Below are 26,930 nucleotides of genomic sequence, written 5' to 3' on the forward strand. Positions count from 1 at the left end.
ATGAGCGCCGAGATCCCCGCCTCCCGCGAAGTCCCCCAAAAGGAGAACCGGTTCAAGGTCTGGAGGCAGACCCGGCCCTTCTGGGCGGGACTGTTCACCATGATCGGCGGCGTACCGATCGCCTACCTCCCCTACGGGGACATGCGGCTCGGCAACATCACCATGGCCATGCAGACGACCGCCGGATCGGGTGCGCTGATCATCGGCGTCCTGCTCGTCACCCTCGGTCTGACGATGTGGTTCCAGCCCGTCGTCCGGGTGTTCGCCGGTGTCGCGTCGATCGTCCTGGCACTCGTCTCCATCCCGGTGTCGAACTTCGGCGGCCTCGTCATCGGATTCCTGTTCGCCCTCATCGGAGGCGGCCTGTCCGCCGCCTGGGCGCCCGCGCCCCCGGTCGAGGAGATCGCGGACGCAGAGCACGACGGTCGGCCCGAGGCCTCGGACGAGGCCGGCGCGGAGCCCGAGACGCAGGTCGTGCCCGCGGCCGCGGTCCCGGAGCAGCGCGAGGCGGAGCACCAGGCGACCGAAACGACGATCGACGCCAATGGCGGGAGGAACAGTGCGGGGTGACGAGAATCAGTCGGCGCTCGCGAAGGAGGGCCCGCGTCACGCGGCCCCGCGCAAGTCGCTGCTGAACAGGATCCAGGGCCCCGCCGGGAAGGCGATGGCACTGGCGGCCATGCCCACCGCGGTGTTCGTGGGCATGGGGCTCACGCCCAGGCTCGCCCTCGCCGACGACAAGGACATCCCCTTCGCCCCCGGCCCCTGTGTGACGCGCTCGGACGAGCCGACGCCCGAGGCCTCCGACACGGCGAAGCCGAACGACGGCGCCAAGCCCACCGGCACCGCCACGGTCAAGCCGACGGACACCCCCTCGGCGACCGCCACGTCGTCCGCCACCGTGACTCCGTCCGCGACCCCGACGCCCACCGCGACGGCGACCGGACAGACGGGCACGCAGACGACGCAGGAGCGCGCCACGGCCGCCCCCGCGCCCACCGCGACCCCCACGGCCACCCCCTCGCCGACGCAGTCCAAGAACCCGCTGGACCCGCTGGGCCTCGGCGACGCCCTGAAGGACCTCTTCGACGGCCCCGACACGGAGCCGACGGCCACGCCCACCACGGCGGCGCCGACGACCGCCGCTCCGCAGCAGACGGAGGCCCCCGCCGAGAAGGCGCCGGCCACCGACGCGCCGGCCCCGGACGCCACCGCGTCCGCGAAGCCGAAGACCGCGGCCGACCCGGCCGCCGAGAAGACGCGGACGGAGATCGAGAAGGCCGCCGCGAAGGCCGGTGCCGAGGTCCAGGAGCTCCCGGAGAGCGCCAAGGGGCTCGACGTCACGAAGGACACGGACATACCCGACGGGGCCAAGCCCCGCTTCCCGTGCCCCGAGCTCGACCAGCAGGCGCTCGCCGACGCCGAGCTGGAGCCCGGCATCCCCCTCCTGCCGGACGAGCCCTGGCGCCTGGAGAGCAGCCTGCTCACGCTGAGCGGCCTCAAGTACCACGGCATCGTCGAGGTGAAGACCGCCGGCGGCAAGATCAAGAAGGTCCTCAAGTTCACCGCGTCCTCGGTGGACATCAAGGACCTGCACCAGATGACGGACCACTCCGACGGCCGCACCGCTCACATCCGCTCGGACAAGGGCACGACCTCGACCATCCGCAACGGCACGGTGACCATGTACACCGAGGAGCTGAAGGGCAACCTCTTCGGCCTCATCCCGATCACCTTCGCCCCCGAGTCCCCGCCGCCGCTCGACGTCCCCTTCGCCTTCTTCACCAGCGTGAAGCTCAAGCAGGCGGGCCAGTTCGGCGGCACCCTCAAGGTCTCGGGCCTCCGCAACACGATCGAGCCCAGCTGACCCCCGTACCACTCCGGGAGCCGCACACGACGAAGCCCCCGTCCGCACCGGACGGGGGCTTCGTCATGCCTCGGGAGGTCAGGCCTTCTCGGCGCCGCCCAGGTGGTGGACGCGGACCATGTTGGTCGTGCCGGGGACGCCGGGGGGCGAGCCGGCGGTGATGATCATGGTGTCGCCCGCGCTGTACCGCTGGAGCTTGAGGAGCTCCGCGTCGACGATGTCGACCATCGCGTCGGTGGTGTCCACGAACGGGACGAGGAAGGACTCCACGCCCCAGCTCAGGGTGAGCTGGTTGCGGGTGTCCGCGTCGGTCGTGAAGGCCAGGATCGGCTGCTGCGTCCGGTAGCGGGAGAGCCGGCGGGCCGTGTCACCGGACTGCGTGAAGGCGACCAGCGCCTTGCCGCCGAGGAAGTCGGCGATCTCGCAGGCCGCGCGGGCGACGGAGCCGCCCTGGGTGCGCGGCTTCTTGCCCGGCACCAGCGGCTGGAGGCCCTTGGAGAGCAGCTCCTCCTCGGCCGCGGCGACGATCTTCGACATCGTCTTCACGGTCTCGATCGGGTACGCGCCGACCGAGGACTCCGCCGACAGCATGACCGCGTCCGCGCCGTCCAGGATCGCGTTGGCGACGTCGCTCGCCTCGGCGCGGGTCGGCCGCGAGTTGGTGATCATCGACTCCATCATCTGGGTGGCGACGATGACCGGCTTGGCGTTGCGGCGGCACATCTCCACCAGACGCTTCTGCACCATCGGGACCCGCTCCAGCGGGTACTCGACGGCCAGGTCGCCGCGGGCCACCATGACCGCGTCGAAGGCCGCGACGACGGCCTCCATGTTCTCGACGGCCTGCGGCTTCTCGACCTTGGCGATGACGGGGACCCGGCGGCCCTCCTCGTCCATCACCTTGTGGACGTCCTTGACGTCGTCGGCGTCGCGGACGAAGGACAGGGCGACCATGTCGCAGCCCATCCGCAGGGCGAAGCGGAGGTCGTCGACGTCCTTCTCCGACAGGGCGGGGACGTTGACCGCCGCACCGGGCAGGTTGATGCCCTTGTGGTCGGAGATGACACCGCCCTCGACGACGATGGTCTTGACGCGGGGGCCGTCGACCTCGACGACCCGCAGCTCGACGTTGCCGTCGTTGATCAGGACCTGGTCGCCCTTGGAGACGTCGCCGGGCAGACCCTTGTAGGTGGTGCCGCAGATCGACTTGTCCCCGGGGACGTCGTCGGTGGTGATGGTGAACTCGTCACCGCGCACCAGCTCGACCGGTCCCTCGGCGAAGGTCTCCAGACGGATCTTCGGGCCCTGGAGGTCGGCGAGGACGCCGACGGCGCGCCCGGTGTCCGCGGAGACCTGCCGGACGCGGTCGTACCGCTCCTGGTGCTCTGCCTGGGATCCGTGGCTGAAGTTGAATCGGGCCACGTTCATACCGGCCTCGATGAGAGCCTTCAGCTGCTCATACGAGTCGACGGCGGGGCCCAGCGTGCAGACGATTTTGGAACGGCGCATGAGGCGGATCCTATCGGTTTGTTTCACTGCGGAATATTCCGTCTGGCGGAAAGTACAAATGGGCGCGGGCCCGCTCAGGCGTTCACTCGTTCGAGCTCGCCCCGTCCAGAACGAGCGCGTAACTCTGGCGCGCGATCTCCAGCTCCTCGTCCGTCGGCACCACGGCCACCGCCACCCGCGCGTACACCGGCGAGATGATCCGTGCCTCGTCGGAACGTACGGAGTTGAGGTCCGCGTCCACCGCGAGCCCCAGCTCCTCCAGGCCCGCGATCGCAGCCTCCCGCACCGGCGCCGCGTTCTCACCGACCCCCGCCGTGAACGCCACCGCGTCCACCCGGCCGAGCACCGCGTAGTACGCGCCGATGTACTTCTTCAGGCGGTGCACGTAGATGTCGAAGGCCAGCGCCGCCCGCTCGTCGCCCTCGTCGATCCGCCGGCGGATCTCCCGCATGTCGTTGTCGCCGCAGAGCCCCACCAGCCCCGACTTCTTGTTCAGCAGCACGTCGATCTCATCCGCCGACATGCCCGCCACCCGCTTGAGGTGGAAGGTCACCGCCGGGTCGATGTCGCCCGAGCGGGTGCCCATGACCAGGCCCTCCAGGGGCGTCAGGCCCATCGAGGTGTCCACGCACCGGCCGCCCCGCACCGCCGAGGCGGACGCGCCGTTCCCCAGGTGCAGCACGATCACGTTCACCTCCTCCGGCTCCTTGCCGAGCAGCCGCGCCGTCTCCCGCGAGACGTACGCGTGCGAGGTGCCGTGGAAGCCGTACCGGCGGATCCGGTACGTGTCGGCGGTCTCCACGTCGATCGCGTACCGCGCCGCCGACTCCGGCATCGTCGTGTGGAAGGCCGTGTCGAAGACCGCCACCTGCGGCAGGTCCGGGCGCATCGCCATCGCCGTACGGATGCCGACGAGGTTCGCCGGATTGTGCAGCGGCGCCACCGGCACGAGCCGCTCGATCTCCGCGAGCACCTCGCCGTCGATGACCGTCGGCTCCGTGAACCGCAGCCCGCCGTGCACCACCCGGTGGCCGATCGCCGCCAGCTCGGGGGAGTCCATCCCCAGACCGTCCGCCGCCAGCTCCTCGGCGACCGCCTTCAGCGCGGCCGCGTGGTCGGCGATCGGCCCGTTCTTCTCGCGCTTCTCCCCGCCCCGCAGCGGGGTGTGCACGAGCCGGGAGGTCTCCTCGCCGATCCGCTCCACGAGCCCCTGCGCCAGGCGGCTGTCGTCACGCATGTCGAGCAGCTGGTACTTCACCGACGAGGAGCCGGAGTTGAGGACGAGGACGCGGGTGGGGGTGCCGGTCATGCGGGGAGCTCCTGAGCCGGGGTGGGGATCTGGGACTGGATCGCCGTGATGGCGACCGTGTTGACGATGTCGCTGACGAGCGCGCCGCGCGAGAGGTCGTTCACGGGCTTGCGCAGACCCTGGAGCACCGGGCCGACGGCCACGGCGCCGGCCGAACGCTGCACGGCCTTGTAGGTGTTGTTGCCGGTGTTGAGGTCCGGGAAGATCAGCACGGTCGCCTGGCCGGCCACCTCCGAACCCGGCAGCTTCGTCGCCGCGACCGAGGGCTCGACGGCCGCGTCGTACTGGATCGGGCCCTCGATCCGCAGCTCGGGACGCGCCTCGCGGACCAGCTTGGTCGCCTCCCGCACCTTGTCGACGTCGGCGCCGGAGCCCGAGGTGCCGGTGGAGTACGACAGCATCGCGATCCGCGGCTCCACGCCGAAGCGGGCCGCGGTCGCCGCCGACTGGGCGGCGATGTCCGCGAGCTGCTCGGCGTTCGGATCCGGGTTGACCGCGCAGTCGCCGTACACCAGGACCTTGTCGGCGAGGCACATGAAGAACACCGAGGAGACGATCGACGCCTCCGGCTTCGTCTTGATGATCTCGAAGGCCGGCCGGATCGTCGCCGCCGTGGAGTGCACGGACCCCGAGACCATCCCGTCGGCCAGCCCCTCCTGGACCATCAGGGTGCCGAAGTAGTTCACGTCGGAGACGACGTCGTACGCGAGCTCGACGGTGACGCCCTTGTGGGCCCGCAGCGCCGCGTACTTCTCCGCGAACGTGTCGCGCAGCTCCGAGGTCTGCGGGTCGATCAGCTGCGTGGCACCCAGGTCCACGCTCAGGTCGGCGGCCTTCTTGCGGATGGTCTCGACGTCGCCGAGGAGCGTCAGGTCGCAGACGTCACGGCGGATCAGCACGTCGGCCGCGCGCAGCACCCGCTCCTCGGTGCCCTCGGGGAGCACCACCCGGCGCCGGTCGGCCCGGGCCTGCTCCAGCAGCTCGTGCTCGAACATCATCGGCGTGACCCGGCCGCTGCGCGCGACCGAGATCCGCTTGAGGAGGTCGGTGGTGTCCACGTGCCGCTCGAAGAGGCCGAGGGCGGTCTCCGCCTTGCGCGGGGTCGCCGCGTTCAGCTTGCCTTCGAGGGCGAACAGCTCGGTGGCCGTCGGGAAGCTGTTGCCGGGCACGGAGATCACCGGCGTGCCGGGCGCGAGGCGGGCCGCCAGGGTCAGGATCTCGTCGTCGGGCCGCTCGTTCAGGGTGAGCAGCACGCCCGCGATCGGCGGCGTGCCCGCCGAGTGCGCGGCGAGCGCGCCGACGACCAGGTCGGCCCGGTCCCCGGGGGTGACGACGAGACAGCCCGGAGTCAGCGCCTTGAGGAAGTTCGGCAGCATCGCGCCGCCGAAGACGAAGTCGAGCGCGTCCCGCGCGAGCCCCGCGTCGTCGCCGAGGACGACGGAGGCGCCGAGCGCGTGGGTGATCTGGGCGACCGTCGGCGCGGCGAGCGCCGGCTCGTCGGGCAGGACGTAGCAGGGCACGGGCAGCCGGGCCGTGAGCCGCTCGGCGATGGGCCCGCGGTCCTCGCCGGCCACCCGGTTGACGACCATCGCGAGCACGTCGCAGCCGAGCCCGTCGTACGCCCGGAAGGCGTTGCGCGCCTCGGCCCGTACGGACTCGGCGGGCTGGCCCTTGCCGCCGACCACCGGGATGACGGAGGCGCCGAACTCGTTGGCCAGGCGCGCGTTGAGCGCGAGCTCGTCGGGGAGCTGGGTGGCGGCGAAGTCGGTGCCGAGGACGAGGACGACCTCGTAGTCGCGGGCGACCGCGTGGAAGCGGTCGACGAGCCGGGAGACCAGTTCGTCGGTGCCCTGCTCGGCCTGGAGCGCGGAGGCCTCGTGATAGTCCATGCCGTACACCGTCGACGGGTCCTGGGCGAGCCGGTAGCGGGCGCGCAGCAGGTCGAAGAGCCGGTCCGGACGGTGGTGCACCAGCGGACGGAACACCCCCACCCGGTCCACCTGGCGGGTCAGGAGCTCCATGACTCCCAGCTCGACGACCTGGCGGCCGTCACCGCGGTCGATCCCGGTCACGTACACGCTGCGCGTCACGCCGTGGTCTCCTGTCCAGTCCTGCGGAAGGGGCCGAGCGGTGTCCTCGCGGCACCTTTGCGCGGCCCGTGCGTCAATCGACAGTGCTCAGAAAGCCCCGATAGGGCGGCATTACCCCCTTGACAATACCCCCGCCGATGGTTACGTCGCCCGCCGGACGAAGGGCCCGGAAACCCGGGACGAAAGGCCTCCACGGGGCCGCCCGCGGGGACGCGCGGACCGACGACGAGCGCACCCGTCAGGCTGCGCGTGTGAGAATTGCGATGGCTCACCAAGGACCGCGACCGAGCAGGAGACACAGCACGATGCGCATCGGAGTTCTCACCGCAGGCGGCGACTGCCCCGGCCTGAACGCAGTGATCCGGTCGGTCGTGCACCGGGCGCTGACCGGCCACGACGACGAAGTCATCGGCTTCGAGGACGGGTTCAAGGGCCTCCTCGACGGCCACTACCGCCCCCTCGACCTCGACGCCGTCAGCGGCATCCTGGCCCGCGGCGGCACCATCCTCGGCTCGGCCCGCCTGGAGCGGAACCGGCTCCGCGAGGCCGCCGATTCCGCCTCCGACCTGGCCCGCGAGTACGGCATCGACGTCCTCATCCCCATCGGCGGCGAAGGCACCCTGACCGCCGCCCGGATGCTCTCGGACGCCGGCATGCCCGTCGTCGGCGTCCCCAAGACGATCGACAACGACATCTCCTCCACGGACCGCACCTTCGGCTTCGACACCGCCGTCGGCGTCGCCACCGAGGCCATGGACCGCCTCAAGACCACCGCCGAGTCCCACCAGCGGGTGATGGTCGTCGAGGTGATGGGCCGCCACGCCGGCTGGATCGCCCTGGAGTCCGGCATGGCCGGCGGCGCCCACGGCATCTGCCTCCCCGAGCGTCCCTTCCAGGTCGACGACCTCGTCAAGATGGTCGAGGAGCGCTTCGCCCGCGGCAAGAAGTTCGCCGTCATCTGCGTCGCCGAGGGCGCCCACCCGGCCGAGGGCTCCATGGACTACAAGAAGGGCGAGATCGACCAGTTCGGTCACGAGCGCTTCCAGGGCATCGGCAACCAGCTCGCCGTCGAGCTGGAGCGGCGCCTCGGCAAGGAGGCCCGCCCGGTCATCCTCGGCCACGTCCAGCGCGGCGGCACGCCGACCGCGTACGACCGGGTGCTCGCGACCCGCTTCGGCTGGCACGCGGTGGAGGCGGCGCACCGCGGCGACTTCGGTCGGATGACGGCGCTGCGCGGCACGAACGTCGAGATGGTTCCGCTCGCCGAGGCCGTGACCCAGCTGAAGACGGTCCCCGAGGACCGCATGCGCGAGGCGGAGTCGGTCTTCTAACGGGACGGGCCCGTACCCGGCCCGGACGAGGCCCGTACCCGGACAAGGCCCGGCCTGCCCGGCCCGGGCCTCCGGTCCGCCGGGATCTCCGCCCCGACCCTTGCCGGATTCCCTCCGGGACCCCGTACGACCCGAGTGGCCCTGACCATCCCCCCGTGGACGGTCGGGGCCACTTCGCCGTGCCCGGCATCCCCCGGAGGTGCCGGATTCCACTCTTGAGCCCCGGCGCGAGATCAACAAGGCTGACGCATTTCCTTGGCTGTCCGTAGGGTTTCGCGGTGTTGTGGTGATGGTGACGTCGGTCCGTGTGGGGCCATCTGCCCCGACCGCACCGGATGCGGCTGGCAGGGCGACCGCGACCAGGGCGCGTGGCGACGGATCGCCGCACGCGGCCTCACCCACCAGACCAAGACCATCACCGACCGCACCAGCGGCACCATGGCCATCCGCACGGTCGTGGACAACCTCGAAACCCGCGCGGTCATCACCCCGACGGCCCGGCTGCCCCGCGCAGCCCACCGGCACCAGGACGTGACAACGATCAGCACCCCCACCGACCGGCACCGGCCACGAGGGGCAGCACTGGGCGCGGGCTTCCACCTGCACGCCCGCGCCACCCCTCCACGGTGGACAGAACCCGCGCGAGACACTATGTCTGACATGGGATCACTCAGCTGATCAGAGACGCTTGGGCTGTCCCGGACATGTCCCAACCCTGTCCGGCCGAAGGGGGAGACGCGGATGACGCCGGGGGAGCACGCTCCTGATCCACGGGAGGCAAGGAGCCCCGCCGAGTTCCTCGCGTGCCTCCAGGCCCTCAAGGTCTGGTCGGGCCTGACCCACCGAGAGCTGTCGGCGCGTGCGGAGGCGCACGGTGACGACCTGCCCCGCTCCACGGTGGGGAACATGCTGTCCCGCCCCACCCTGCCGCGCGCGGAGCTGCTCACCATGTTCGTCCGCGCGTGCGGGGTCACACCGGCCGAGGTGGAGGACTGGCAGACGGTACGGAACGGGCTGGCGGCACGGGGAGGGGCGCCCGCCTGGCCGGGCGCGGATGAGGGACCGGACGGCGATGCGGCTCCGGACCCGGACCCGGAGCCGGGTGCGGACCTGGGCGGGGTCGCGGACCCGGGCGGGGGTCGGCCCGGGCCCCGGTCACGGATACGGCGCGGTCTCGTCGCGGTGGTCGCGCTCGCCGGGCTCGTCCTCGCCGGCGTCAGCGTCGTCGCCTTCCTGCGGGACGGCCACGGCGGGCATCCGCCCCGTACACCCACCGCACCCGCCGCCGGGGACGTCCGCATCCGGGTGGTCGGCACCGAGTACTGCCTCGGCGAGCGGCGCGGCCCCCGTACCGGCCAGGTCCACCAGGTGCCCTGCGCGGCCGCGGGCCTCCCGGGCTACTCGCTCGCGGAGGTGGGGGGCGGCCGGTGGAGGATCGTTTCGGACCACCCCGACTCCGGTCCCGGCTGCTCGGGCATACCCTCCGGCGGCCGGATACCCGACGCCGCGTACGAGGACTCCGAGTGCGGCGACCCGACCCGGGTCGAGTCCTTCGCCCTGGAGGCGTACGGAACTCCCGTCGAGGGCTACCGGATCGTCCCGGTGGGCTCCGCGACCCCCGGCAGCTGCGTCACCGTCGTCGGCGACCGCTCGGCCGCCTGGGCCCGCCTCGCCCAGGCGCCCTGCGCGCCGGACGCGGCGGGCCAGCTCTTCGACTTCGACCGGGAGGACTGACGGGGCCGGCCCTCAGCGTATTTCGGCGAGCGTGGACCCCGGCCGTGGTGGCTTGAGGAAGCGGGCCCGGAAGCCGTCGTCGGCGGCGAACCGCGCCCGCACCTGCACCTGCTTCTCCCAAGGTCTGAGACCCCCGGGGGGGTCCCTAAGAGGCCTCCACCAGGCGGGCCTTGAGTGCCGTCACCACCGCCGGGTCGAGACCGACGTGGCCGGTGACGTACGCGTACACCGAGCCGTACCGCTCGCGCAGGTCCGCGAGGAACAGCCGGATGATGTCGGCGGGCGCGCGGCCGTAGCCCGGCCAGCGCGGCTCCCGGCCCGGGTGCGTGGCCCGCCAGTCGTCGATCAGCCGCTCCGTGGCCAGTTCGGTGAGGGCGAAGTCCGCGAGGATCTCCTCGTCCGGGACCTCCAGGAGGCCGAGGACGACGGCCGCGAGGAGACCCGTACGGTCCTTCCCGGAGGCGCAGTGGAAGACGAGCGGTTCCTCGGCGGCGGCGATCAGCTCCAGGGCGGTACGGAGCTCCTCCGCGCCGTCCTCGGCGACCTCGGCGAAGCGGTCCGCGAGGTAGCGCCAGGGGTCGAGGGCGGGGTCGATCGCCTCCTGGTCGTAGGGGCGGTGCTCGATGGAGAGGTTGTGCCAGGCGGCGTCCTCGGTCTCCGGCAGGCGGCCCTTGGCAGCGATCTCCCACGGATAGCGCAGGTCGATCACCGTGCCCACGCCGAGCGCGCGGAAGCGCTCCAGGTCGGCCGGGGCGGCGTCCGTGAGCTTGCCGAGGGAGTCGGAGCGGTAGAGGATCTCCCACCGCACGGTCCCGCCGTCGGCGGTCCGATAGCCGCCCAGGTCACGGAAGTTGTGGAGTCGGTCGAAGGGTATGTGTCGTCTCACGGAGGCCAATCTATGGCCCCGTCGCTACGGGCCCACCGCCGCCCAGAAGTGGGCGGTGATCTCCTCCAGGTAGGCGCGGCCCTCGTCGCCGGTCGCCGCCGAGGCGCCCCAGCTGCTGGTCGCCGCCATCCGGGCGTGGTACTCCGTGTGCAGCCGCTGGAGCGCGGACTCCACGATCCGCTTGGGCAGCGGCACCATCTTCACGGTCGGTTTCACGTACGCCTGCCAGCGCGTGGTGGCCGCGTCGCGCAGCAGTTCGGCGAGGGGCTCGTCGCCGCCGGTCGCCGTGATCAGGGCGCGGGGGTCGAGGCCGAGCGCCTCGGCGAGGGCGAAGGTCTGGCGTTCGGTGCCGCGCCAGCGGCCCTCGTCCTCCATCCGCTGGTACGCAGAGGCCGACACGCCCACCCGTCGGGCGAGCTCCTCGGCGGAGAGTGCGCGCGCCACCCGGTGCTCGCGCAGGGTCGTGGCGGCGGCGATCAGCTCCGCGGGGGAGCACCACAGGACGCCCGCGAGGGCGGTGAGCTCCTGCTCGCTCGGGACCGCCCTGCCGCGCTCCCAGTCGACCACGGTGTCCGGGGTGACCAGGAGGCCGTACTGCGCCCGCAGGCCGTAGGCGACGTGACCGGGGGCCATGCCGAGAGCCTCGCGGAGCCGGCGCGCGGCCACGGCGTCGAAGGGCGGGGAGGACGGTGAGGGTTGGTGCACCCGGCCACGGTAGGTGCGGAGGGTGACGGCTGGCTACGGTGCGTTCGCCCAACGTACCGCGTCGTAGGAACATGGGAACCGCTCGGTAACCGCGGTTCCGCTCGACGAGGTCCGGTGGGTCCCGCTCAGTATCCGCGCGCCGGGCCGTCGAGCCAGCGGTACTGGAGCTCGGGCCGCCCGATCTGCCCGTACTGCGGGGCGCGCACCGCCCGGCCCTCCGTGACCAGGTGCTCCAGATAGCGGCGCGCGGTGATCCGGGAGATCCCGACCGCCGTTCCGGCCTCGGCTGCCGTGAGCCCCGCGGGCGTGGAGCGGAGGGTACGGGTGACCGCCTCCAGCGTCGGGGCGCTCAGCCCCTTGGGGAGCGTGGCCGGGTGCGGGGCACGGAGCGCGGCGAGGGCCCGGTCCACCTCGTCCTGCCCGGAGGCCTCCCCGGCGGCCGCCCGGAACTCGGCGTAGCGGGCGAGCCGGTCCCGCAGCGTGGCGAAGGCGAACGGCTTCAGGACGTACTGGACGACGCCGAGCGACACGCCCTCGCGGACGACCGCCAGATCGCGCGCGGAGGTCACCGCGATGACGTCGGCGGAGTGCCCGGCGGCCCGCAGCGCGCGCAGCAGCTGGAGGCCGTGCCCGTCGGGCAGGTAGAGGTCGAGCAGGATCAGGTCGACCGGCGTCCGGTCGAGGATCCGCACGGCGGCGGCCCGCGAGTGCGCGACCCCGACGACGCTGAAGCCCTCGACGCGCCCCGCGTAGAGCGCGTGGGCGTCGGCCGCGACGGGGTCGTCCTCGACGACGAGGACCCGGAGAGGTCTCGTACTCACGCGGTCACCTCCGAGCCGGCGTCCGTTCCGGTGGTCCCGGCCTCCCGGGGCGGCGGCACCGGCAGCGGCAGCGGCAGCCGTACGGTGAACCGCGCGCCGCCCTCCTCCGCGTCCGTGACCTCCAGTGTGCCCGAGGCGCGGGAGACCGCCTGGCCGACCAGGGCGAGGCCCAGGCCGCGGCCGGGGCCCCGGGTGGACCAGCCGCGCCCGAGGACCGCCTCCCGGTCGGCGGGGCGGACGCCCGGGCCGCTGTCGCCGACGCGGAGCAGCAGCTCGCCGTCGCCCGCGCGGGCCGCGACCGTGACCGTGACGCGCGCGTGCGGGGTCCCGCCGACCGCCTCCACCGCGTTGTCGATGAGGTTGCCGAGGATCGTCACCAGGTCCCGGGAGGGCAGGGCCGCCGGCACCCGGCCGTCGTCGATGCGGCTGTCGTCGGTGAGGACCAGTTCCACGCCCCGCTCGTTGGCCTGTGCCGCCTTGCCGAGCAGCAGCGCCGCGAGGACCGGTTCGCCGACGGCGTCGACGACCCGGTCGGTGAGCGCCTGGGCGAGCTCCAGCTCCGCCGTCGCGAACTCCACGGCCTCGGCCACCCGGCCCAGTTCGATCAGCGACACGACCGTGTGCAGCCGGTTCGCCGCCTCGTGGGCCTGCGAGCGGAGCGCCTCCGTGAAGCCCCGCTCGGAGTCCAGCTCACCGGACAGCGCCTGGAGCTCGGTGCGGTCCCGGAGGGTGACGACGGTGCCGCGCCGCTCCCCGCCCACCACCGGGCGGGTGTTGACCACGAGGACCCGGTCGGCCGTCAGGTGCGTCTCGTCGACGCGCGGCTCCGAGGAGAGCAGCGCGCCGGTCAGCGTCGCGGGCAGGCCGAGTTCGGCGGCGGGCCGGCCGACGACGCCGTCGTCGAGGCCGAGGAGTTCCCGGGCCCCGTCGTTGATGAGGGCGATCCGCCGCCGTCCGTCGAGCATCACGAGCCCTTCCCGGACCGCGTGGAGCGCGGCCTCGTGGTAGTCGTGCATCCGGCTGAGCTCCGTCGCGTTCATGCCGTGCGTGTGGCGGCGCAGGCGCGCGTTCACGACATACGTCCCCGCGCCGCCCAGCGCGAGCGCCGCGCCCGCCATGCCGAGCAGGGCGGCCACCTGCTCCCGTACCTGCTCGCTGATCTTGTCGATCGTGATGCCCGCGCTGACCAGGGCGACGACCCGGCCGTGGTCGAGGACGGGCGCCACCGTCCGCACGGAGGGGCCGAGGACGCCCAGGTGCGTCTCCGAGTAGAGCCGGCCCTGCCGCGCCTCCTCGATGTGGCCGAGGTACGTGCGGCCGATCTGCGCGGGCTCGGGATGCGTCCAGCGGGTGCCGTCCGGGGCCATGATCACCACGAAGGCGACGCCCGCGTGCCGGCGCAGCGACTCCGCGTACGGCTGGAGGGCGGCCGTCGGGTCGGCGGAGCGGGCGGCGGCGACCACGGACGGGGAGTCGGCGACGGCGGCGGCGGTCGCCGTCGCCTGGCGCCGCGCGGTCTCCTCGGCCTGCGTCAGGTCCGTGACGTACGCGAAGACCGCGCACCCCGCCACCACGACGGCCACGAGCACGACCTGCATCGCGAAGAGCTGGCCGGCCAGGCTGCGGGGGCGGGGGAAGGGGAGGCGCATGCGGGTAAGTGTGCACGTGGGAACGTGCGCGGCGGCGACGCGTTCCCGAATCGTGCCCTGCCCGCCGGGGCCGGTTCTCGTTTCGGTCGTGAACGAAACGTACGTAACCGTGACCCGGGTCACAGGCTGATGGATAGTCGCGGAGGTCCACCGGGACGTGGACACCCATCAGCACGAGGAGGACCCCGTGGCCGCACGCCGGGACCGTACCCACTATCTGTATCTGGCCGTCATCGGCGCCGTACTGCTCGGCATCACGGTCGGGTTCGTGGCGCCGGGCGTCGCCGTCGAGCTCAAGCCGCTGGGCACCGGCTTCGTCAACCTGATCAAGATGATGATCTCGCCGATCATCTTCTGCACGATCGTGCTCGGCGTCGGCTCGGTCCGGAAGGCCGCGAAGGTCGGCGCCGTCGGCGGGCTCGCCCTCGGCTACTTCCTCGTGATGTCGACCGTCGCACTCGCGATCGGCCTGCTCGTCGGCAACCTCCTGGAGCCCGGCTCCGGGCTCCACCTCACCAAGGAGCTCGCCGAGGCCGGCGCCAAGCAGGCCGAGGGCGCGAGCGAGTCCACGCCGGACTTCCTGCTCGGGATCATCCCCAAGACCATCGTCTCCGCCTTCACCGAGGGCGAGGTCCTGCAGACCCTCCTCGTCGCCCTCCTCGCCGGCTTCGCGCTCCAGGCCATGGGCGCCGCCGGCGAACCCGTCCTGCGCGGCATCGGGCACATCCAGCGGCTCGTCTTCCGCATCCTCGGCATGATCATGTGGGCCGCTCCGGTCGGCGCGTTCGGCGCGATCGCGGCCGTCGTCGGCGCGACCGGGGCCGCCGCCCTCAAGTCCCTCGCCGTCATCATGATCGGCTTCTATCTGACCTGCGGACTCTTCGTCTTCGTCGTGCTCGGCGCGCTCCTGCGCCTGGTCGCCGGGATCAACATCTGGTCCCTCCTGAAGTACCTGGGCCGCGAGTTCCTGCTGATCCTCTCCACCTCGTCCTCCGAGTCGGCCCTTCCCCGGCTGATCGCGAAGATGGAGCACCTGGGCGTCAGCAAGCCCGTCGTCGGCATCACGGTGCCGACCGGCTACTCCTTCAACCTCGACGGCACCGCGATCTACCTGACGATGGCCTCCCTCTTCACCGCCGAGGCGATGGGCGACCCGCTCTCGATCGGCGAGCAGATCTCGCTCCTCGTCTTCATGATCATCGCCTCGAAGGGGGCCGCGGGCGTCACCGGCGCGGGCCTCGCCACCCTCGCGGGCGGCCTCCAGTCGCACCGGCCCGAGCTGGTCGACGGGGTGGGCCTGATCGTCGGCATCGACCGCTTCATGAGCGAGGCGCGCGCCCTCACCAACTTCGCGGGCAACGCCGTCGCGACGGTGCTCGTCGGCACGTGGACCAAGGAGATCGACAAGGCGCGGGTCACCGAGGTCCTCGCCGGCCGGGTCCCCTTCGACGAGAAGACCCTCGTCGACGACCACGCACCGACCCCGGTCCCGGACCAGCGCGCCGACCCGGACGAGGAGAAGGCCCGAGCGGGCGTCTGACGGCCGGGGGCCCTTCGGGGCCCCGCCCCTCGGGCAGCGGCCACGGCCCCCGGTCCTTGGCCCCGGCCCCGGGGGGCTTCGGCCCCGGCCCCGGGCCTCAGTCCTTGGCCCCGGCCCCGGGGGGGCTTCGGCCCCGGGCCTCAGGCCCTGGGCCGAGGCCCCGAACCCCGGGGCCTCGGCCCCCCCCGGCCCCCGGGGTGGGGCGTGGCCGTGTGAGACCCCGAGTCCCGGGCCTTGAGCCGGATCCGGGCCTCGGGAGGAGGGGCCCCGGCAGCCTGCCGGGGCCCCTCCTCGCTGTCACCGGCCGTCCAGCTCCGCCCGTTCCTCCGCCGAGAGGCGGAGGTCCGCCGCCCCCGCCGAGTCCCGTGCCGTCTCCGGCCGGCTCGCCCCCGGGATCGGCAGCACCGTCTCCGAGCGGGCGAGCAGCCAGGCCAGCGCCACCCGCTGCGGGCTGACCCCGCGCGCCCGCGCCACCCGGTGGAACGCTCCGAACTCCGGGTCCTCCTCCAGGGCGGACGCCCCGTCCAGGGAGGACCGGGAGATCCCGCCCAGGGGGCTCCACGGCAGGAAGGCGAGGCCGAGCTCCGCGCAGAGCCGCAGCTCCGCCTCGCTGTCCCGTACCGCCGGCGAGTAGCGGTTCTGTACGGAGACCAGCCGGTCGCCCAGGACCTCGCGGGCCAGCAGGATCTGCTCGACGTCCACGTTCGAGATCCCGGCGAGCCGCACTGTACCCGCGTCGAGCAACTCCCGTACCGCACCCAGGGATTCGGCGTACGGCACGCCCGGGTCCGGCTTGTGCAGCTGGTACAGCCCGATCGCGTCCCCGCCGAGCCGCCGCGCCGAGCCCTCCGCCGCCCGCCGCAGGTGCTCGGGCCGTCCGTCCACGGTCCAGCCGCCGTCGGCCGTCCGCCCCCGGCCGCCCTTCGTCGCCACCAGCACCTCGTCCGTGCGACCGCCGTACGAGGCCAGGGCCCGCCCGACGAGCAGCTCGCCCTCGCCCGGCGTGCCGCCCGGCGGGTGGTAGGAGTCGGCGGTGTCCAGCAGGGTCACCCCCGCGTCGAGGGCGGCGTGCACGGTGGCGACGGCCCGCGCCTCGTCCGGCCGGCCCTCGATGGAGAGCGGCATCGTGCCCAGCCCGACGGCCCCGACCCGTACGTCCCCCAGCATCCGGTACGACATCAGCGCACCGCCCCGACCGTCTCGGCGACGGCCTTCGCGAGCCACTCGCCGGAATCGCCGAACGAATAACCGAGCGAAGTCGCACGGGAGTTGTCCATGCCGTACGAGCGGGCGAAGGAGAACGGCGAGACCTCGCCGACCTCCACCTCCTGGAAGACCGTCCGGCCGCCCGCCAGCTTCTCTATCTCCGCGCAGATGTCGGCCGTGGTGAGCGGACCGTGGGAATGCGCGTTCACCGGCCCGGTGAAGTCCGACTCGACCGCCCACGCGAGGAAAGCGGCGATCTCCTCCACGTACACATACGTCGCCGGGTGGTTCACCACCGGTACCGCGATCGGTTCGCCCGCGCGGATCCGCCGCGCGTAGTGGTCGAGCCGGCCGGTGAAGTCGTCCGCGCCGCCGAGCACGTGCGCCACCCGCACCGAGGTCCAGGCGAACGGCGACCCGGCCGCGAAGACCGCCTCGGCCTGCCGCTTCCCCTCCCCGTAGTGCGCCCCGAGGAACTCCGGGTCCTCCCAGGCCAGGCCCGTGTCGACGGTCACCGAACCCAGGTCGAGGGCCGACTCGGCGACCGGTGCGGCCGAGTCCTCGTACTCGTACACCTCCACGGTCGAGGTCATCACATAGCGCCGGGTGCGCGTCCCGAACACGCGCCGGGCGATCTCCGCCTGGCGCGGGGTGTAGCAGACCTGGTCCACGACGACATCGAAGGAACGGCCCGCGAGAACGGATTCGAGCGCGTTCTCGTCGTCGCGGTCGGCGACCAGTTGCTCGATTCCTTCCGGCGCGGCGGAAGAACCCCGGTTGAGCACCGTGATCCGGTGCCCGGATTCCCGCAGCAGCGCGATGAGCCGCTTTCCGAAATAGCGGTTTCCGCCGATGACCAGAATGTCCATGAATCCCAACTCCCTTGCTTCCGGGGACAAGTGTTACGTTGTGCGCTCGCTGATTGAAGGGGGAAACATGGGAGTGCAGGCCGTCCCGCCGAAGGAACCACGGCATTCGCGCGCCGCCACCGACGAAACCTCGGCAGCCGCTTTCGACCCCATCGACCGGCAGATCCTGGACCTCCTGCAGACCGACGGCCGCATCAAGCTCAGCGAGCTCGGCCGCCGCGTCCGGCTCAGCCCCGCGGCCGTCACCGAACGGGTCCGCCGCCTGGAGGCGAGCGGGGCGGTCACCGGCTACGGCGCGCACGTCTCCCCGGCGCTCCTCGGCTACGGCATCCAGGCCTTCATCCGCGTGAACCCGCACGGCGGCTACACCCTGAAGCACCCCCGCACCCTGGAGCTGACCGCCCGACCCGAGGTCCTGGAGGTCCACCACGTGGTGGGCGAGGACTGCTGGATCCTGAAGGTCGCCGTCACCGACACCATCCACCTGGAAGAGGTCCTGGAGCAGACCTCGGCGCTCGGCCGGACCACGACGTCGATCGTGCTGTCCTCCCCGGTCGTCCGCAAACCCCTCCTCCCGCCGACCTCGCGCTGACCCCTTGCCCTGACGTCGGCGTCAAGGCCTACGGTCGGGGACATGCGCATCGGAGAGCTGGCCGAGCGGGCCGGGACGACCACGCGGACCCTGCGGTACTACGAGTCCCGCGGTCTGCTGACCGCCCGGCGTACGGACCAGGGGCACCGCACGTACGACGAGGACGACCTGCGGCTGCTCCAGCAGATCAGGACCCTGCAGGACTTCGGGTTCGAGCTGGAGGAGACGCGGCCGTTCGTCGACTGCCTGCGCGCGGGGCACCCGGCGGGGGACTCCTGTCCCGCGTCGATCGCCGTCTACCGGCGGAAGGTCGCCGAACTGGACGGGCTCATCGAACAGCTCCGGGCGGTACGCGCCGAGGTGGGCGCCCAGTTGCTGCGGGCCGAGGCGGAACTGCCGCACGGCCCGGAGCCCCGGTGCGAACTCGAAGTGGTGACGGAGACGGAAGGGTGACGGGGATGACGACGTACGCGGAGAGCGTGGCCGAGGTCACGGACGCGGACTTCGGCGCGGAGGTGCTGGGCGCCGAGCTGCCGGTCCTGGTGAAGTTCACGGCCGAGTGGTGCGGGCCGTGCCGGCAGCTGAAGCCGGTGCTCGGCGCGATCGCCTCGGAGGAGGCGGCGCGGCTGCGGATCGTGGAGATCGACGTGGACCGCAACCCGGAGACCACGATGAGGTACGGGGTCCTCGCGACCCCGACCCTCATGGTCTTCCGGGCCGGCGAGCCGGTGAAGTCGATCGTCGGCGCCCGCCCGAAGCGCCGCCTCCTGGCCGACCTGGAGGACGTACTCGGCTAGGGGGTGTTGTGCCGATCAGGACGACTCCTGGCCCCAGAGCTCGGTGGCGTGGGACCCGATCAGGTCCCCGATCCGGCCGAGGATCTCCTCGGCCGGGGCGGCGGGGAGCCGGCGGCCGTCGCGGAGGCGGAGGGCCACCAGGTCGTCTGCGGCCTCCCGGGCGCCGACGACCGCCTGGTACGGCACGAGCCTGGCCTCCCGGACGCGGGCGCCCAGGCTGCCCCGTTCCGGACCCGCGACCTCGGCCCGCAGTCCGAGCCCGGCGCACCGCGCGGCCAGCCGGCCGGCCTGCGGGAGCTCGGCCTCCGAGACCGGCAGGATCATCAACTGCACGGGGGCCAGCCAGGCGGGGAAGGCGCCGCCGTGCCGCTCCAGGAGATGGGCGACGGCCCGCTCGACGCTGCCGATGACGGCGCGGTGGATCATCACGGGCCGGTGCCTGGCGCCGTCCGCGCCGATGTAGTGCAGGTCGAACCGTTCGGGCTGGTGGAAGTCGATCTGCACGGTGGACAGGGTGGACTCGCGGCCGGCGGCGTCGGCGACCTGGACGTCGATCTTCGGCCCGTAGAACGCGGCCTCGCCCTCGGCGGCCTCGTAGGGCAGCCCGGAGGCGTCGAGGACCTCGCGCAGCAGGGCGGTGGACCGCGCCCACAGCTCGGGGGCGGCGACGTACTTCCCGCCGGGCCCGGGCAGCGAGAGCCGGTACCGGGCGGGCACGATGCCGAGCGCCTCGTACGCCCGCCGGATCAGGTCCAGGGCGGCGGCGGCCTCCTCGGCGGCCTGCTCCAGGGTGCAGAAGACGTGCGCGTCGTTCAGCTGGATGGCCCGGACCCGGGTCAGCCCGCCCAGGACGCCGGAGAGCTCGGAGCGGTACATGCCGCCGAGCTCGGCCATGCGCAGCGGCAGGTCGCGGTAGCTGTGCGGGCGGGCGCGGTACATGAGCGCGTGGTGGGGGCAGAGGCTGGGCCGCAGGACGAACTGCTCGCCGCCGAGGTCCATGGGCGGGAACATGTCGTCGCTGTAGTGCGCCCAGTGCCCTGAGACCTCGTACAGCTCGCGCTTGCCGAGGACCGGGGAGTACACGTGCCGGTACCCGGCCCGGCGCTCGGCCCCGCGGACGTACTCCTCCAGGGCGTGGCGTACGACGGCGCCGTCGGGCAGCCAGTACGGCAGCCCGGAGCCGATCAGCGGGTCGGTGTCGAAGATGTTCAGCTCGCGGCCGAGCCTGCGGTGGTCGTGCACGGTGGTCTCCTCGCGTACGGCGGGCGAGTGACCACAGCGCGAAGCCCCGGGGCACTCGCCCCGGGGCTTCGTCACTGGAACAACGGTCAGCGCGCCGGGACACTCTCCGGCGTCGTCGTCCTCATCGCAGCGCGCTTCATGCGGGGACCGTAGCAAGGGGCCGGCGCGGGCCGCACCTCGTTTTCCGGCGGGGCATCTCGGCGCGGCACACAGAAATACCCCGACTAGAATTGACAGTCGGGGTATCGCATCGCGTATATTCATGGATTCCGTGTCCGGGCACACCGGAGACGCGGAGAAGTTCAATAAACGCACTGTATCGCGCCGGGAGTCGAATTGTCAACCGAGGAATTTCGGAATGAGCAGCAATTCATCACCGATCTCTACGCACGACTCGACGACCTCAGGGACCAGGCCGAAGCCGCCGTCGGACAGGCGCTCCGCACCCCCGGGGTCGGCAGCAGCCAGGGGCGGCTCGAACGGGACGTGATGGTCGCCGAGCAGTCCGGGCTGCTCTCCGCGCTCAACGCGGGGGAGACCGGCCTCTGCTTCGGCCGCCTCGTCTTCAAGGACGGGCGCGACCACCACATCGGCCGGCTCGGCATCCGCCAGGACGACCCGAACCGCACCCCGCTCGTCGTCGACTGGCGCGCCGAGATCGCCCGCCCCTTCTACCTCGCCACCGGGTACGAGCCGATGGGCCTCTCCCGCCGCCGGCACATCAGCACCCGCGGACGCACCGTGACCGCGCTCCACGACGAGGTACTCGACCTCGCCGACGCCACCCGCACCGGCCACGAGAGCCGGGACGCCGACGAGGTGCTGCTCGCCGCGCTCGACGCCGCCCGCACCGGACGCATGCACGACATCGTGCAGACCATCCAGGCCGAACAGGACGCCATCATCCGCTCCCCGCACCGCGGGGTCCTCGTCGTCGAGGGCGGCCCCGGCACCGGCAAGACCGCCGTGGCCCTGCACCGGGCCGCGTACCTCCTCTACGCGCACCGCGAGCAGCTCGCCAAGCGGGCCGTCCTCATCGTCGGCCCCAACCCCGCCTTCCTCGGCTACATCGGCAACGTCCTGCCCTCCCTCGGCGAGACCGGCGTCCTCCTCGCCACCCCCGCAGAGCTCTTCCCCGGCGTCCGCGCCACCGGCACCGACACCCCGCGCGCCGCCGCCGTCAAGGGCGCCGCCGCCATGGCCGAGGCCCTCGCCGCGGCCGTACGGGACCGCCAGCAGGTCCCCGAGCGCGGCGAACCGCTGATCGTCCGGCACGAGGACGGCGACCTGGTCATCGACTGGGACATGACCCTCGAAGCCCGCCACAAGGCCCGCGAGACCGCCCTCCCGCACAACCTCGCCCGCCCCTACTTCGTCTTCCGGATCCTCGACGCGCTCGCCGAACAGCTCGCCGACCGCATCGGCGCCGACCCCTACGGCGGCCCCAACTTCCTCGGCCCCGACGACATCGCCCTGCTCGCCAAGGGCATCGCCGCCAACCCGGACGTGTACGCGGCGATCGACACGCTCTGGCCGGCGCTCACCCCGCGGGACTTCCTCGCCGGCTACCTCGCCGACCCCACCCACCTCGACGAGGCCGACGCCGAGGCGATCCGGCGCGACGGCGGACCCTGGACCCCCGCCGACGTGCCGCTGCTCGACGAGGCCGCCGAACTCCTCGGCGAGGACGACTCCGCCCTCCGCGCCGCCGAGGAGGCCGAACGCCAGAAGCAGATCCAGTACGCGCAGGGCGTCCTCGACGTCTCCTTCGCCTCCCGCACCTACGAGTTCGAGGACAAGGAGGAACTCGACAAGGACGCCTCCGAGGTCCTCTCCGCCCACGACATCATCGACGCGGAGCGCTTCGCCGAACGCCACGAGGAGGCCGACCACCGCACCGCCGCCGAGCGGGCCGCCGCCGACCGCACCTGGGCCTTCGGCCACATCATCGTCGACGAGGCCCAGGAACTCTCCGCCATGGCCTGGCGGCTCCTCATGCGCCGCAGCCCCAGCCGCTCCATGACCCTGGTCGGCGACCCCGCGCAGACCGGCGACCCGGCCGGCGTCGGCGCCTGGCGGAGCATCCTCGGCCCGTACGTCGAGGACCGCTGGGACCACGTCCGCCTCGGCGTCAACTACCGCACGCCCGCCGAGATCATGGCCGTCGCCGCGGCGGTGCGACGGGAGGCCGACCCGGAGTTCGAGCCGCCGAGCTCCGTCCGCTCCACCGGAGTCGAACCCTGGGACCGCACGGTCGACGACCCGGTGAAGGAGGCCGCCGACGCGGTCGCCGCCGAGCTCCGCGGCGAGGGCCGGATCGCCGTGATCGCCCCGGCCGAGCTCCACCCGGGGCTGATCACCGCCCTCCCGGACGCCGCGTACGGCTCGAAGCCCGACCTCACCCGGCCGGTCGTCCTCCTCGACCCCCGGCAGGCGAAGGGCCTGGAGTTCGACACCGTCCTCGTCGTCGACCCCGACGGCATCCGGGACGGCGCCACGCACGGGGTCAACGACCTGTACGTGGCGCTCACCCGGGCCACTCAGCGCCTCGGCGTGATCAGGCCGGCCGTCACACCGGCCGTCACACCGGCCGTCACACCGGCCGTCACGCCGGCCGTCACGCCGGCCTGAGCCAGACCGTCGCCAGCGGCGGCAGCGTCATCCGCACGCTCGCCGAACGGCCGTGCCACGGCACCGACTCGGTCTTCACCGGGTCGGTGCCCACCACGTCCCCGCCGCCGTACCGCGCCGCGTCCGTGTTCAGGACCTCCGCCCAGGCCGCGAACGTGTCCGGGACCCCGAGCCGGTAGTCGTGCCGCACCACCGGCGAGAAGTTGCACACCGCGAGCAACGGCGAACCGAAGCCGTCGAAGCGCAGGAACGCGAAGACGTTGTCGTCGGCCGCGTCCCCCGCCACCCACTGGAAACCGTCCGGAACCGTGTCCCGCTCCCACAGCGAGGGCGTCGCCGCGTACACCGTGTTCAGGTCACGGACGAGATCCCGCACGCCCCGGTGGTCCGCCTCCGCCCCGTACGCCGGGTCGAGCAGCCACCAGTCCGGGCCGTGGTCCGCCGACCACTCGCCGCCCTGCGCGAACTCCTGCCCCATGTAGAGCAGCTGCTTGCCGGGGTGCGCCCACATGAAGCCCAGATAGGCACGGTGGTTGGCCCGCTGCTGCCACCAGTCGCCCGGCATCTTCGACACCAGGGACCGCTTGCCGTGCACCACCTCGTCGTGCGAGATCGGCAGGATGTAGTTCTCGCTGTACGCGTACACCATCGAGAACGTCATCTCGTGGTGGTGGTACTTGCGGTGCACCGGCTCCTTCTGCACGTACTCCAGCGAGTCGTGCATCCAGCCCATGTTCCACTTCATGCCGAAGCCGAGACCGCCGAAGCCGCCCGGACCCACCTGGTCCGTCGCCCGCGTCACCCCGTCCCAGGCCGTGGACTCCTCCGCGAAGGTCACGATCCCCGGGCAGCGCCGGTACACCGTCGCGTTCATCTCCTGCAGGAACGCCACCGCGTCCAGGTTCTCCCGGCCCCCGAACTCGTTCGGCAGCCACTCGCCGTGCTCCCGCGAGTAGTCGAGGTAGAGCATCGACGCCACCGCGTCCACCCGCAGGCCGTCGATGTGGAACTCCTGGCACCAGTACACGGCGTTGGCGACGAGGAAGTTCCGCACCTCCTTGCGGCCGTAGTCGAACTCCAGCGTCCCCCAGTCGGGATGGTGCGAACGCCGCGGGTCCTCGTGCTCGTACAGCGGACGCCCGTCGAACTCCGCCAGCGCCCAGTCGTCCTTCGGGAAGTGCGCCGGCACCCAGTCCATCAGGACCCCGATCCCCGCCCGGTGCAGCGCGTCCACCAGGAACCGGAAGTCGTCCGGGGTGCCCATGCGGGCCGTCGGCGCGTAGAACCCGGTGACCTGATAGCCCCAGGACCCTCCGAAGGGGTGCTCGGTGACCGGCATCAACTCCACGTGCGTGAAACCGAGATCACGGACGTACGCGGGCAGCTGCTCGGCCAGCTCGCGGTAGGTCAGCCCCGGCCGCCAGGACGGCAGGTGCACCTCGTACACGGAGATCGGCGCCTCGTGCGGCGGGCGCGCCCCGCGCCGCTCCATCCACTCCGCGTCGTCCCACGCGTAGTGCGACTCGGTGACGATCGACGCCGTGTTCGGCGGGCACTCCGTACGGCGGGCCATCGGGTCCGCGCGGAGCGTGTGCGAGCCGTCGGGCCGCGTGATGTCGTACTTGTAGACGGCGCCCTCGCCGACCCCCGGCACGAACAGCTCCCACACGCCCGTCGAACCCAGGGAACGCATCGGCAGCGCCGTGCCGTCCCAGTGCGTGAAGTCACCCGTGACCCGCACGCCCCGCGCGTTCGGCGCCCACACGGCGAACCGGGTGCCGGCGACGCCCTCGTGGGTCATCGTGCGCGAGCCGAGCGCCGTCCACAGCTCCTCGTGCCGGCCCTCGCCGATCAGATGCAGGTCCAGCTCGCCGAGCGAGGGCAGGAAGCGGTACGGGTCGTGCACGGCGAGCTCGTCGGCGCCGTCCTCGTACCGGACGCGGAGCTCGTACGCCGGCACCTTGCGCAGCAGCGGCAGCACCGCCGAGAACAGCCCGTCGCCGTCGTCGTGCAGCGGGATCCGCCTGCCCTTGGTGAGGACGGTCACCTCCTTCGCCCAGGGGCGCAGCGCCCTGACGACGACCCCGCCCTTGACCGGATGCGCGCCGAGCACGCCGTGCGGATCGTGATGCTCCCCGGCGAGCAGCCGGACCCGGTCGCCCGGGTCGAGCGCCGGCGCCTTGCGGGGCGTCTTGGCCGTCTTGCCTGCGGAACGGGCGGTCACGGGGGTGCCTCCTAAGGGCAGGGGAAGGGGGTACGGGTACGGAACGGTGCAGCGTGGGCGCGGGACACTCGGCCGAACGGGGCGCGTCGGGCTTGCGCAGGCGGGACGCGGTGCGACGGACCCCCCGACTGCGCCGAACGGGTCGGCGCCCGCCACCCCCGTTCGTTGTGGGCATACGTTCCGCAGGGGCGGAACGGGTGGGCACAACGGACGGCGCCCGTTGCCGGGCGTAGGCTTCCGCGCCCTGACCCGCACCCGTTGGTGCGCCGCGTTCGTGGTGCTGGTCCAGGCGCGGAAGGCGGAGGCGCCCGCAAGGGCGCCGTCCCGTGTGCCCACCCGTCCCGCCCTGCGGGACGATTGCCCACACGGGCGGGGCGGGCGGGCGGATCCGGTGCGGCGGTCATGTCGTCGACAGGCGTTCGATCGCTGACATCGGGACCGGGAGCCAGTCCGGGCGGTGCCGGGCCTCGTAGAGGACCTCGTAGACCGCCTTGTCCGTCTCGTAGGCCCGCAGGAGCGCCGGGTCCGCCCGCGGGTCCGCGCCCGCCGCCTCCGCGTACCCCGTGCAGTACGCCGCCCGGCAGCGCGAGGCCCAGTCCGCGTTCCAGGGCCGGTGCGTGCGGGCCGCGTAGTCGAAGGAGCGGAGCATCCCGGCGACGTCGCGGACGGTGGGCTGGGGGCTGCGCCGTTCGTCGAGCGGCTTCGCAGGTTCGCCCTCGAAGTCGATGATCGCCCAGCCGCCGTCGGAGCCCCGCAGGGTCTGCCCGAGGTGCAGGTCGCCGTGGATGCGCTGCACCGCGGCCCCGCCGCTCGCCGCCGCGAACACGGCGCGCAGGCCCGGCACGTGCGGCAGCAGCGCGGGGACGGCCTGCGCCGCCGTGTGCAGCCGGCGGTCCATCGCTGCGGCCAGCTGCTCGGTCTCGGCCCGGGCGAGGCGCCGGGTGGGGAGCGCCTGGGCGAGGGCCAGATGGACCTCGGCCGTCGCGCGGCCCAGCGCCCGTGCCTCGGTCGTGAACTCCCGCCCGTCGGCGAGGGCGTCGAGCGCGAGCCGCCAGCCGTCGCGGGAGTCCCGCAGGTAGGGCTGGAGGACGCCGAGGGTGGAGGCTCCCGACTCGAACCAGGCGACGGGCGCGGGGACCCGGGCGCAGCCGGCCCGGCTGAGCGCGAGGGGGAGTTCCAGGTCGGGGTTGGCTCCCGGGCTGACCCTCCGGAAGATCTTCAGGATGAACGAATCTCCGTAGACCAGGGAGGAGTTGGACTGCTCCGCGTCGAGCATGCGCGGGGCGAGCGCGGGCGGCAGTGCCGTCGTGGCGTGGAAGCGCAGGGGGCCGGTCCGGCCCGGGGCGCGCAGCCGCTCGTACAGCAGCCCGGCGAGCCGCGGGTCGCGCAGCCCTTCGTAGACGGCCCGTCCGGCGAGCGGCCCCTGCCGGATCCGCCCGATCAGGGCGGGGGCGAGGCGGGGCGGCAGCTGGGTCCGTACGCCCAGGAGCAGTTGGTAGCAGTCGGCGGGCGTGCCGGCCGGGCGGCCGGGCTGTTCGACCCGTACGAGCAGATGGAGGAGTCCGGGCCCGGTGCCGTCCAGGGGCAGCAGCTCGGTGGCCGCTTCCAGCGTGAATCCGGTGACCCGGCGGCCCTTGCCCGCGAACCAGCGCTGCCGTGGCAGCCATTCGTGGAGCAGGGGAGCGAGGGACGGAAGGAGGGCGTCCGGGGCCCGGGTGGTGGATGCGGTCTCCGGCATGGCATCGCGTCCTTTCCCCGGGGCGCGCAAGTGGCTTTCGTATGCGTTCAAATGCGCAGAGTGTCCCGGATTGCGGCTATGGCTGTCCGGATGTGCGGGACGTGTCGGAAGGGGAAGATCCGTATGGGCCCGGCAAGAAGGCCCGGATGGACCTGATTCGTGTGTCGTTCACAGTGCCCAGGGTGGGACG

21 protein-coding genes are annotated in these 26,930 nt (G+C 72.7%); 9 read left to right on the top strand and 12 right to left on the bottom strand.

What is annotated here, in order from left to right; translation table 11 throughout:
* Complete coding sequence (locus ACN9M0_RS25620) at nucleotides 1-570, top strand: DUF6114 domain-containing protein (RefSeq protein WP_366036057.1); 570 nt, start codon at nucleotides 1-3, stop codon at nucleotides 568-570.
* A complete protein-coding gene (locus tag ACN9M0_RS25625; protein WP_399696138.1) occupies nucleotides 560-1,867 on the top strand; it encodes a hypothetical protein in 1,308 nt (435 codons plus the stop codon). Before ACN9M0_RS25620 ends, ACN9M0_RS25625 begins: the two co-directional genes overlap by 11 nt.
* 78 nt (nucleotides 1,868-1,945) lie before the next feature.
* Here the strand turns inward: ACN9M0_RS25625 and pyk are convergent, their stop codons facing one another.
* The 3 genes from pyk to pta form a co-directional block, all read right to left on the bottom strand.
* A complete protein-coding gene (pyk, locus tag ACN9M0_RS25630) occupies nucleotides 1,946-3,376 on the bottom strand; it encodes a pyruvate kinase (protein ID WP_366036055.1) in 1,431 nt (476 codons plus the stop codon).
* Nucleotides 3,377-3,458: 82 nt separating this feature from the next.
* A complete protein-coding gene (locus ACN9M0_RS25635) occupies nucleotides 3,459-4,685 on the bottom strand; it encodes an acetate kinase (protein WP_366036054.1) in 1,227 nt (408 codons plus the stop codon).
* Complete coding sequence (pta, locus tag ACN9M0_RS25640) at nucleotides 4,682-6,775, bottom strand: phosphate acetyltransferase (RefSeq protein WP_426404281.1); 2,094 nt, start codon at nucleotides 6,773-6,775, stop codon at nucleotides 4,682-4,684. The genes ACN9M0_RS25635 and pta overlap by 4 nt, the downstream gene beginning before the upstream one ends.
* Before the next feature lie 305 nt (nucleotides 6,776-7,080).
* On the opposite strand from pta, the gene ACN9M0_RS25645 reads away from it, so the two are divergent.
* Both ACN9M0_RS25645 and ACN9M0_RS25650 read left to right on the top strand, forming a co-directional pair.
* Nucleotides 7,081-8,106 (top strand): ATP-dependent 6-phosphofructokinase, encoded by a 1,026-nt coding sequence (locus tag ACN9M0_RS25645; protein ID WP_366036052.1) that lies wholly within the window; start codon nucleotides 7,081-7,083, stop codon nucleotides 8,104-8,106.
* Nucleotides 8,107-8,847: 741 nt separating this feature from the next.
* The gene (locus ACN9M0_RS25650) at nucleotides 8,848-9,840 is read left to right on the top strand and encodes a hypothetical protein (RefSeq protein ID WP_426404282.1); all 993 of its coding nucleotides are present in this window, start codon (nucleotides 8,848-8,850) and stop codon (nucleotides 9,838-9,840) included.
* A 145-nt stretch (nucleotides 9,841-9,985) separates the two neighbouring features.
* On the opposite strand, the gene ACN9M0_RS25655 is transcribed toward ACN9M0_RS25650, so the two are convergent.
* The 4 genes from ACN9M0_RS25655 to ACN9M0_RS25670 form a co-directional block, all read right to left on the bottom strand.
* Nucleotides 9,986-10,726, bottom strand: a complete 741-nt coding sequence (locus tag ACN9M0_RS25655; protein WP_366036050.1) for a tyrosine-protein phosphatase — start codon at nucleotides 10,724-10,726, stop codon at nucleotides 9,986-9,988.
* Nucleotides 10,727-10,750: 24 nt separating this feature from the next.
* Nucleotides 10,751-11,359: a helix-turn-helix domain-containing protein gene (locus ACN9M0_RS25660; RefSeq protein ID WP_399696137.1), complete on the bottom strand. Its 609-nt coding sequence runs from the start codon at nucleotides 11,357-11,359 to the stop codon at nucleotides 10,751-10,753.
* A 197-nt stretch (nucleotides 11,360-11,556) separates the two neighbouring features.
* Nucleotides 11,557-12,252 carry a response regulator gene (locus ACN9M0_RS25665; RefSeq protein WP_366036049.1) on the bottom strand — a complete coding sequence of 232 codons (696 nt, stop codon included), beginning with the start codon at nucleotides 12,250-12,252 and terminating at the stop codon, nucleotides 11,557-11,559.
* Complete coding sequence (locus ACN9M0_RS25670) at nucleotides 12,249-13,901, bottom strand: sensor histidine kinase (protein ID WP_366036048.1); 1,653 nt, start codon at nucleotides 13,899-13,901, stop codon at nucleotides 12,249-12,251. The genes ACN9M0_RS25665 and ACN9M0_RS25670 overlap by 4 nt, the downstream gene beginning before the upstream one ends.
* 187 nt (nucleotides 13,902-14,088) lie before the next feature.
* On the opposite strand from ACN9M0_RS25670, the gene ACN9M0_RS25675 reads away from it, so the two are divergent.
* Nucleotides 14,089-15,441, top strand: a complete 1,353-nt coding sequence (locus ACN9M0_RS25675; protein WP_366036047.1) for a cation:dicarboxylate symporter family transporter — start codon at nucleotides 14,089-14,091, stop codon at nucleotides 15,439-15,441.
* A gap of 297 nt (nucleotides 15,442-15,738) precedes the next feature.
* On the opposite strand, the gene ACN9M0_RS25680 is transcribed toward ACN9M0_RS25675, so the two are convergent.
* Nucleotides 15,739-16,620: an aldo/keto reductase gene (locus tag ACN9M0_RS25680; RefSeq protein ID WP_366036046.1), complete on the bottom strand. Its 882-nt coding sequence runs from the start codon at nucleotides 16,618-16,620 to the stop codon at nucleotides 15,739-15,741.
* The gene (locus tag ACN9M0_RS25685) at nucleotides 16,620-17,516 is read right to left on the bottom strand and encodes an NAD-dependent epimerase/dehydratase family protein (protein WP_426404283.1); all 897 of its coding nucleotides are present in this window, start codon (nucleotides 17,514-17,516) and stop codon (nucleotides 16,620-16,622) included. The genes ACN9M0_RS25680 and ACN9M0_RS25685 overlap by 1 nt, the downstream gene beginning before the upstream one ends.
* Before the next feature lie 67 nt (nucleotides 17,517-17,583).
* Here ACN9M0_RS25685 and ACN9M0_RS25690 point away from each other — a divergent pair, with 67 nt between their 5' ends.
* The 3 genes from ACN9M0_RS25690 to ACN9M0_RS25700 are packed head-to-tail and all read left to right on the top strand — an operon-like array spanning nucleotide 17,584 to nucleotide 18,905.
* Entirely contained in the window at nucleotides 17,584-18,108 is a 525-nt protein-coding gene (locus ACN9M0_RS25690; RefSeq protein ID WP_366036044.1) for an Lrp/AsnC family transcriptional regulator, read from the top strand.
* A 42-nt stretch (nucleotides 18,109-18,150) separates the two neighbouring features.
* Complete coding sequence (locus tag ACN9M0_RS25695) at nucleotides 18,151-18,561, top strand: MerR family transcriptional regulator (protein ID WP_399696052.1); 411 nt, start codon at nucleotides 18,151-18,153, stop codon at nucleotides 18,559-18,561.
* A 5-nt stretch (nucleotides 18,562-18,566) separates the two neighbouring features.
* A complete protein-coding gene (locus ACN9M0_RS25700; protein WP_366036042.1) occupies nucleotides 18,567-18,905 on the top strand; it encodes a thioredoxin family protein in 339 nt (112 codons plus the stop codon).
* 15 nt (nucleotides 18,906-18,920) lie between these two features.
* Here ACN9M0_RS25700 and thrS read toward each other — a convergent pair whose 3' ends face one another.
* Nucleotides 18,921-20,222, bottom strand: coding sequence for a threonine--tRNA ligase (gene thrS / locus ACN9M0_RS25705; RefSeq protein ID WP_426404284.1), 1,302 nt, complete (start codon nucleotides 20,220-20,222; stop codon nucleotides 18,921-18,923).
* A gap of 261 nt (nucleotides 20,223-20,483) precedes the next feature.
* On the opposite strand from thrS, the gene ACN9M0_RS25710 reads away from it, so the two are divergent.
* The gene (locus ACN9M0_RS25710) at nucleotides 20,484-22,778 is read left to right on the top strand and encodes a HelD family protein (protein ID WP_426404285.1); all 2,295 of its coding nucleotides are present in this window, start codon (nucleotides 20,484-20,486) and stop codon (nucleotides 22,776-22,778) included.
* On the opposite strand, the gene glgB is transcribed toward ACN9M0_RS25710, so the two are convergent.
* A complete protein-coding gene (glgB, locus tag ACN9M0_RS25715) occupies nucleotides 22,765-25,002 on the bottom strand; it encodes a 1,4-alpha-glucan branching enzyme (RefSeq protein ID WP_399696050.1) in 2,238 nt (745 codons plus the stop codon). The genes ACN9M0_RS25710 and glgB overlap by 14 nt on opposite strands.
* A gap of 400 nt (nucleotides 25,003-25,402) precedes the next feature.
* A complete protein-coding gene (locus ACN9M0_RS25720; RefSeq protein WP_366036038.1) occupies nucleotides 25,403-26,740 on the bottom strand; it encodes a maltokinase N-terminal cap-like domain-containing protein in 1,338 nt (445 codons plus the stop codon).
* Nucleotides 26,741-26,930: the final 190 nt, after the last annotated feature.

Source organism: Streptomyces sp. R-07 (assembly GCF_049913175.1).
In the GTDB taxonomy this organism is placed as follows: domain Bacteria; phylum Actinomycetota; class Actinomycetes; order Streptomycetales; family Streptomycetaceae; genus Streptomyces.

What these genes read in the sequence shown, in the direction of transcription:
- ACN9M0_RS25620 (WP_366036057.1), top strand. Translation starts at nt 1, where the DNA reads ATGAGCGCCGAGATCCCCGCCTCCCGCGAAGTCCCCCAAAAGGAGAAC.
- ACN9M0_RS25660 (WP_399696137.1), bottom strand. Translation starts at nt 11,359, where the DNA reads ATGGCCCCCGGTCACGTCGCCTACGGCCTGCGGGCGCAGTACGGCCTC.
- ACN9M0_RS25690 (WP_366036044.1), top strand. Translation starts at nt 17,584, where the DNA reads ATGGGAGTGCAGGCCGTCCCGCCGAAGGAACCACGGCATTCGCGCGCC.
- ACN9M0_RS25645 (WP_366036052.1), top strand. Translation starts at nt 7,081, where the DNA reads ATGCGCATCGGAGTTCTCACCGCAGGCGGCGACTGCCCCGGCCTGAAC.
- ACN9M0_RS25680 (WP_366036046.1), bottom strand. Translation starts at nt 16,620, where the DNA reads ATGTCGTACCGGATGCTGGGGGACGTACGGGTCGGGGCCGTCGGGCTG.
- ACN9M0_RS25700 (WP_366036042.1), top strand. Translation starts at nt 18,567, where the DNA reads ATGACGACGTACGCGGAGAGCGTGGCCGAGGTCACGGACGCGGACTTC.
- ACN9M0_RS25695 (WP_399696052.1), top strand. Translation starts at nt 18,151, where the DNA reads ATGCGCATCGGAGAGCTGGCCGAGCGGGCCGGGACGACCACGCGGACC.
- pyk (WP_366036055.1), bottom strand. Translation starts at nt 3,376, where the DNA reads ATGCGCCGTTCCAAAATCGTCTGCACGCTGGGCCCCGCCGTCGACTCG.
- ACN9M0_RS25685 (WP_426404283.1), bottom strand. Translation starts at nt 17,516, where the DNA reads ATGGACATTCTGGTCATCGGCGGAAACCGCTATTTCGGAAAGCGGCTC.
- ACN9M0_RS25670 (WP_366036048.1), bottom strand. Translation starts at nt 13,901, where the DNA reads ATGCGCCTCCCCTTCCCCCGCCCCCGCAGCCTGGCCGGCCAGCTCTTC.
- ACN9M0_RS25635 (WP_366036054.1), bottom strand. Translation starts at nt 4,685, where the DNA reads ATGACCGGCACCCCCACCCGCGTCCTCGTCCTCAACTCCGGCTCCTCG.
- ACN9M0_RS25650 (WP_426404282.1), top strand. Translation starts at nt 8,848, where the DNA reads ATGACGCCGGGGGAGCACGCTCCTGATCCACGGGAGGCAAGGAGCCCC.
- ACN9M0_RS25720 (WP_366036038.1), bottom strand. Translation starts at nt 26,740, where the DNA reads ATGCCGGAGACCGCATCCACCACCCGGGCCCCGGACGCCCTCCTTCCG.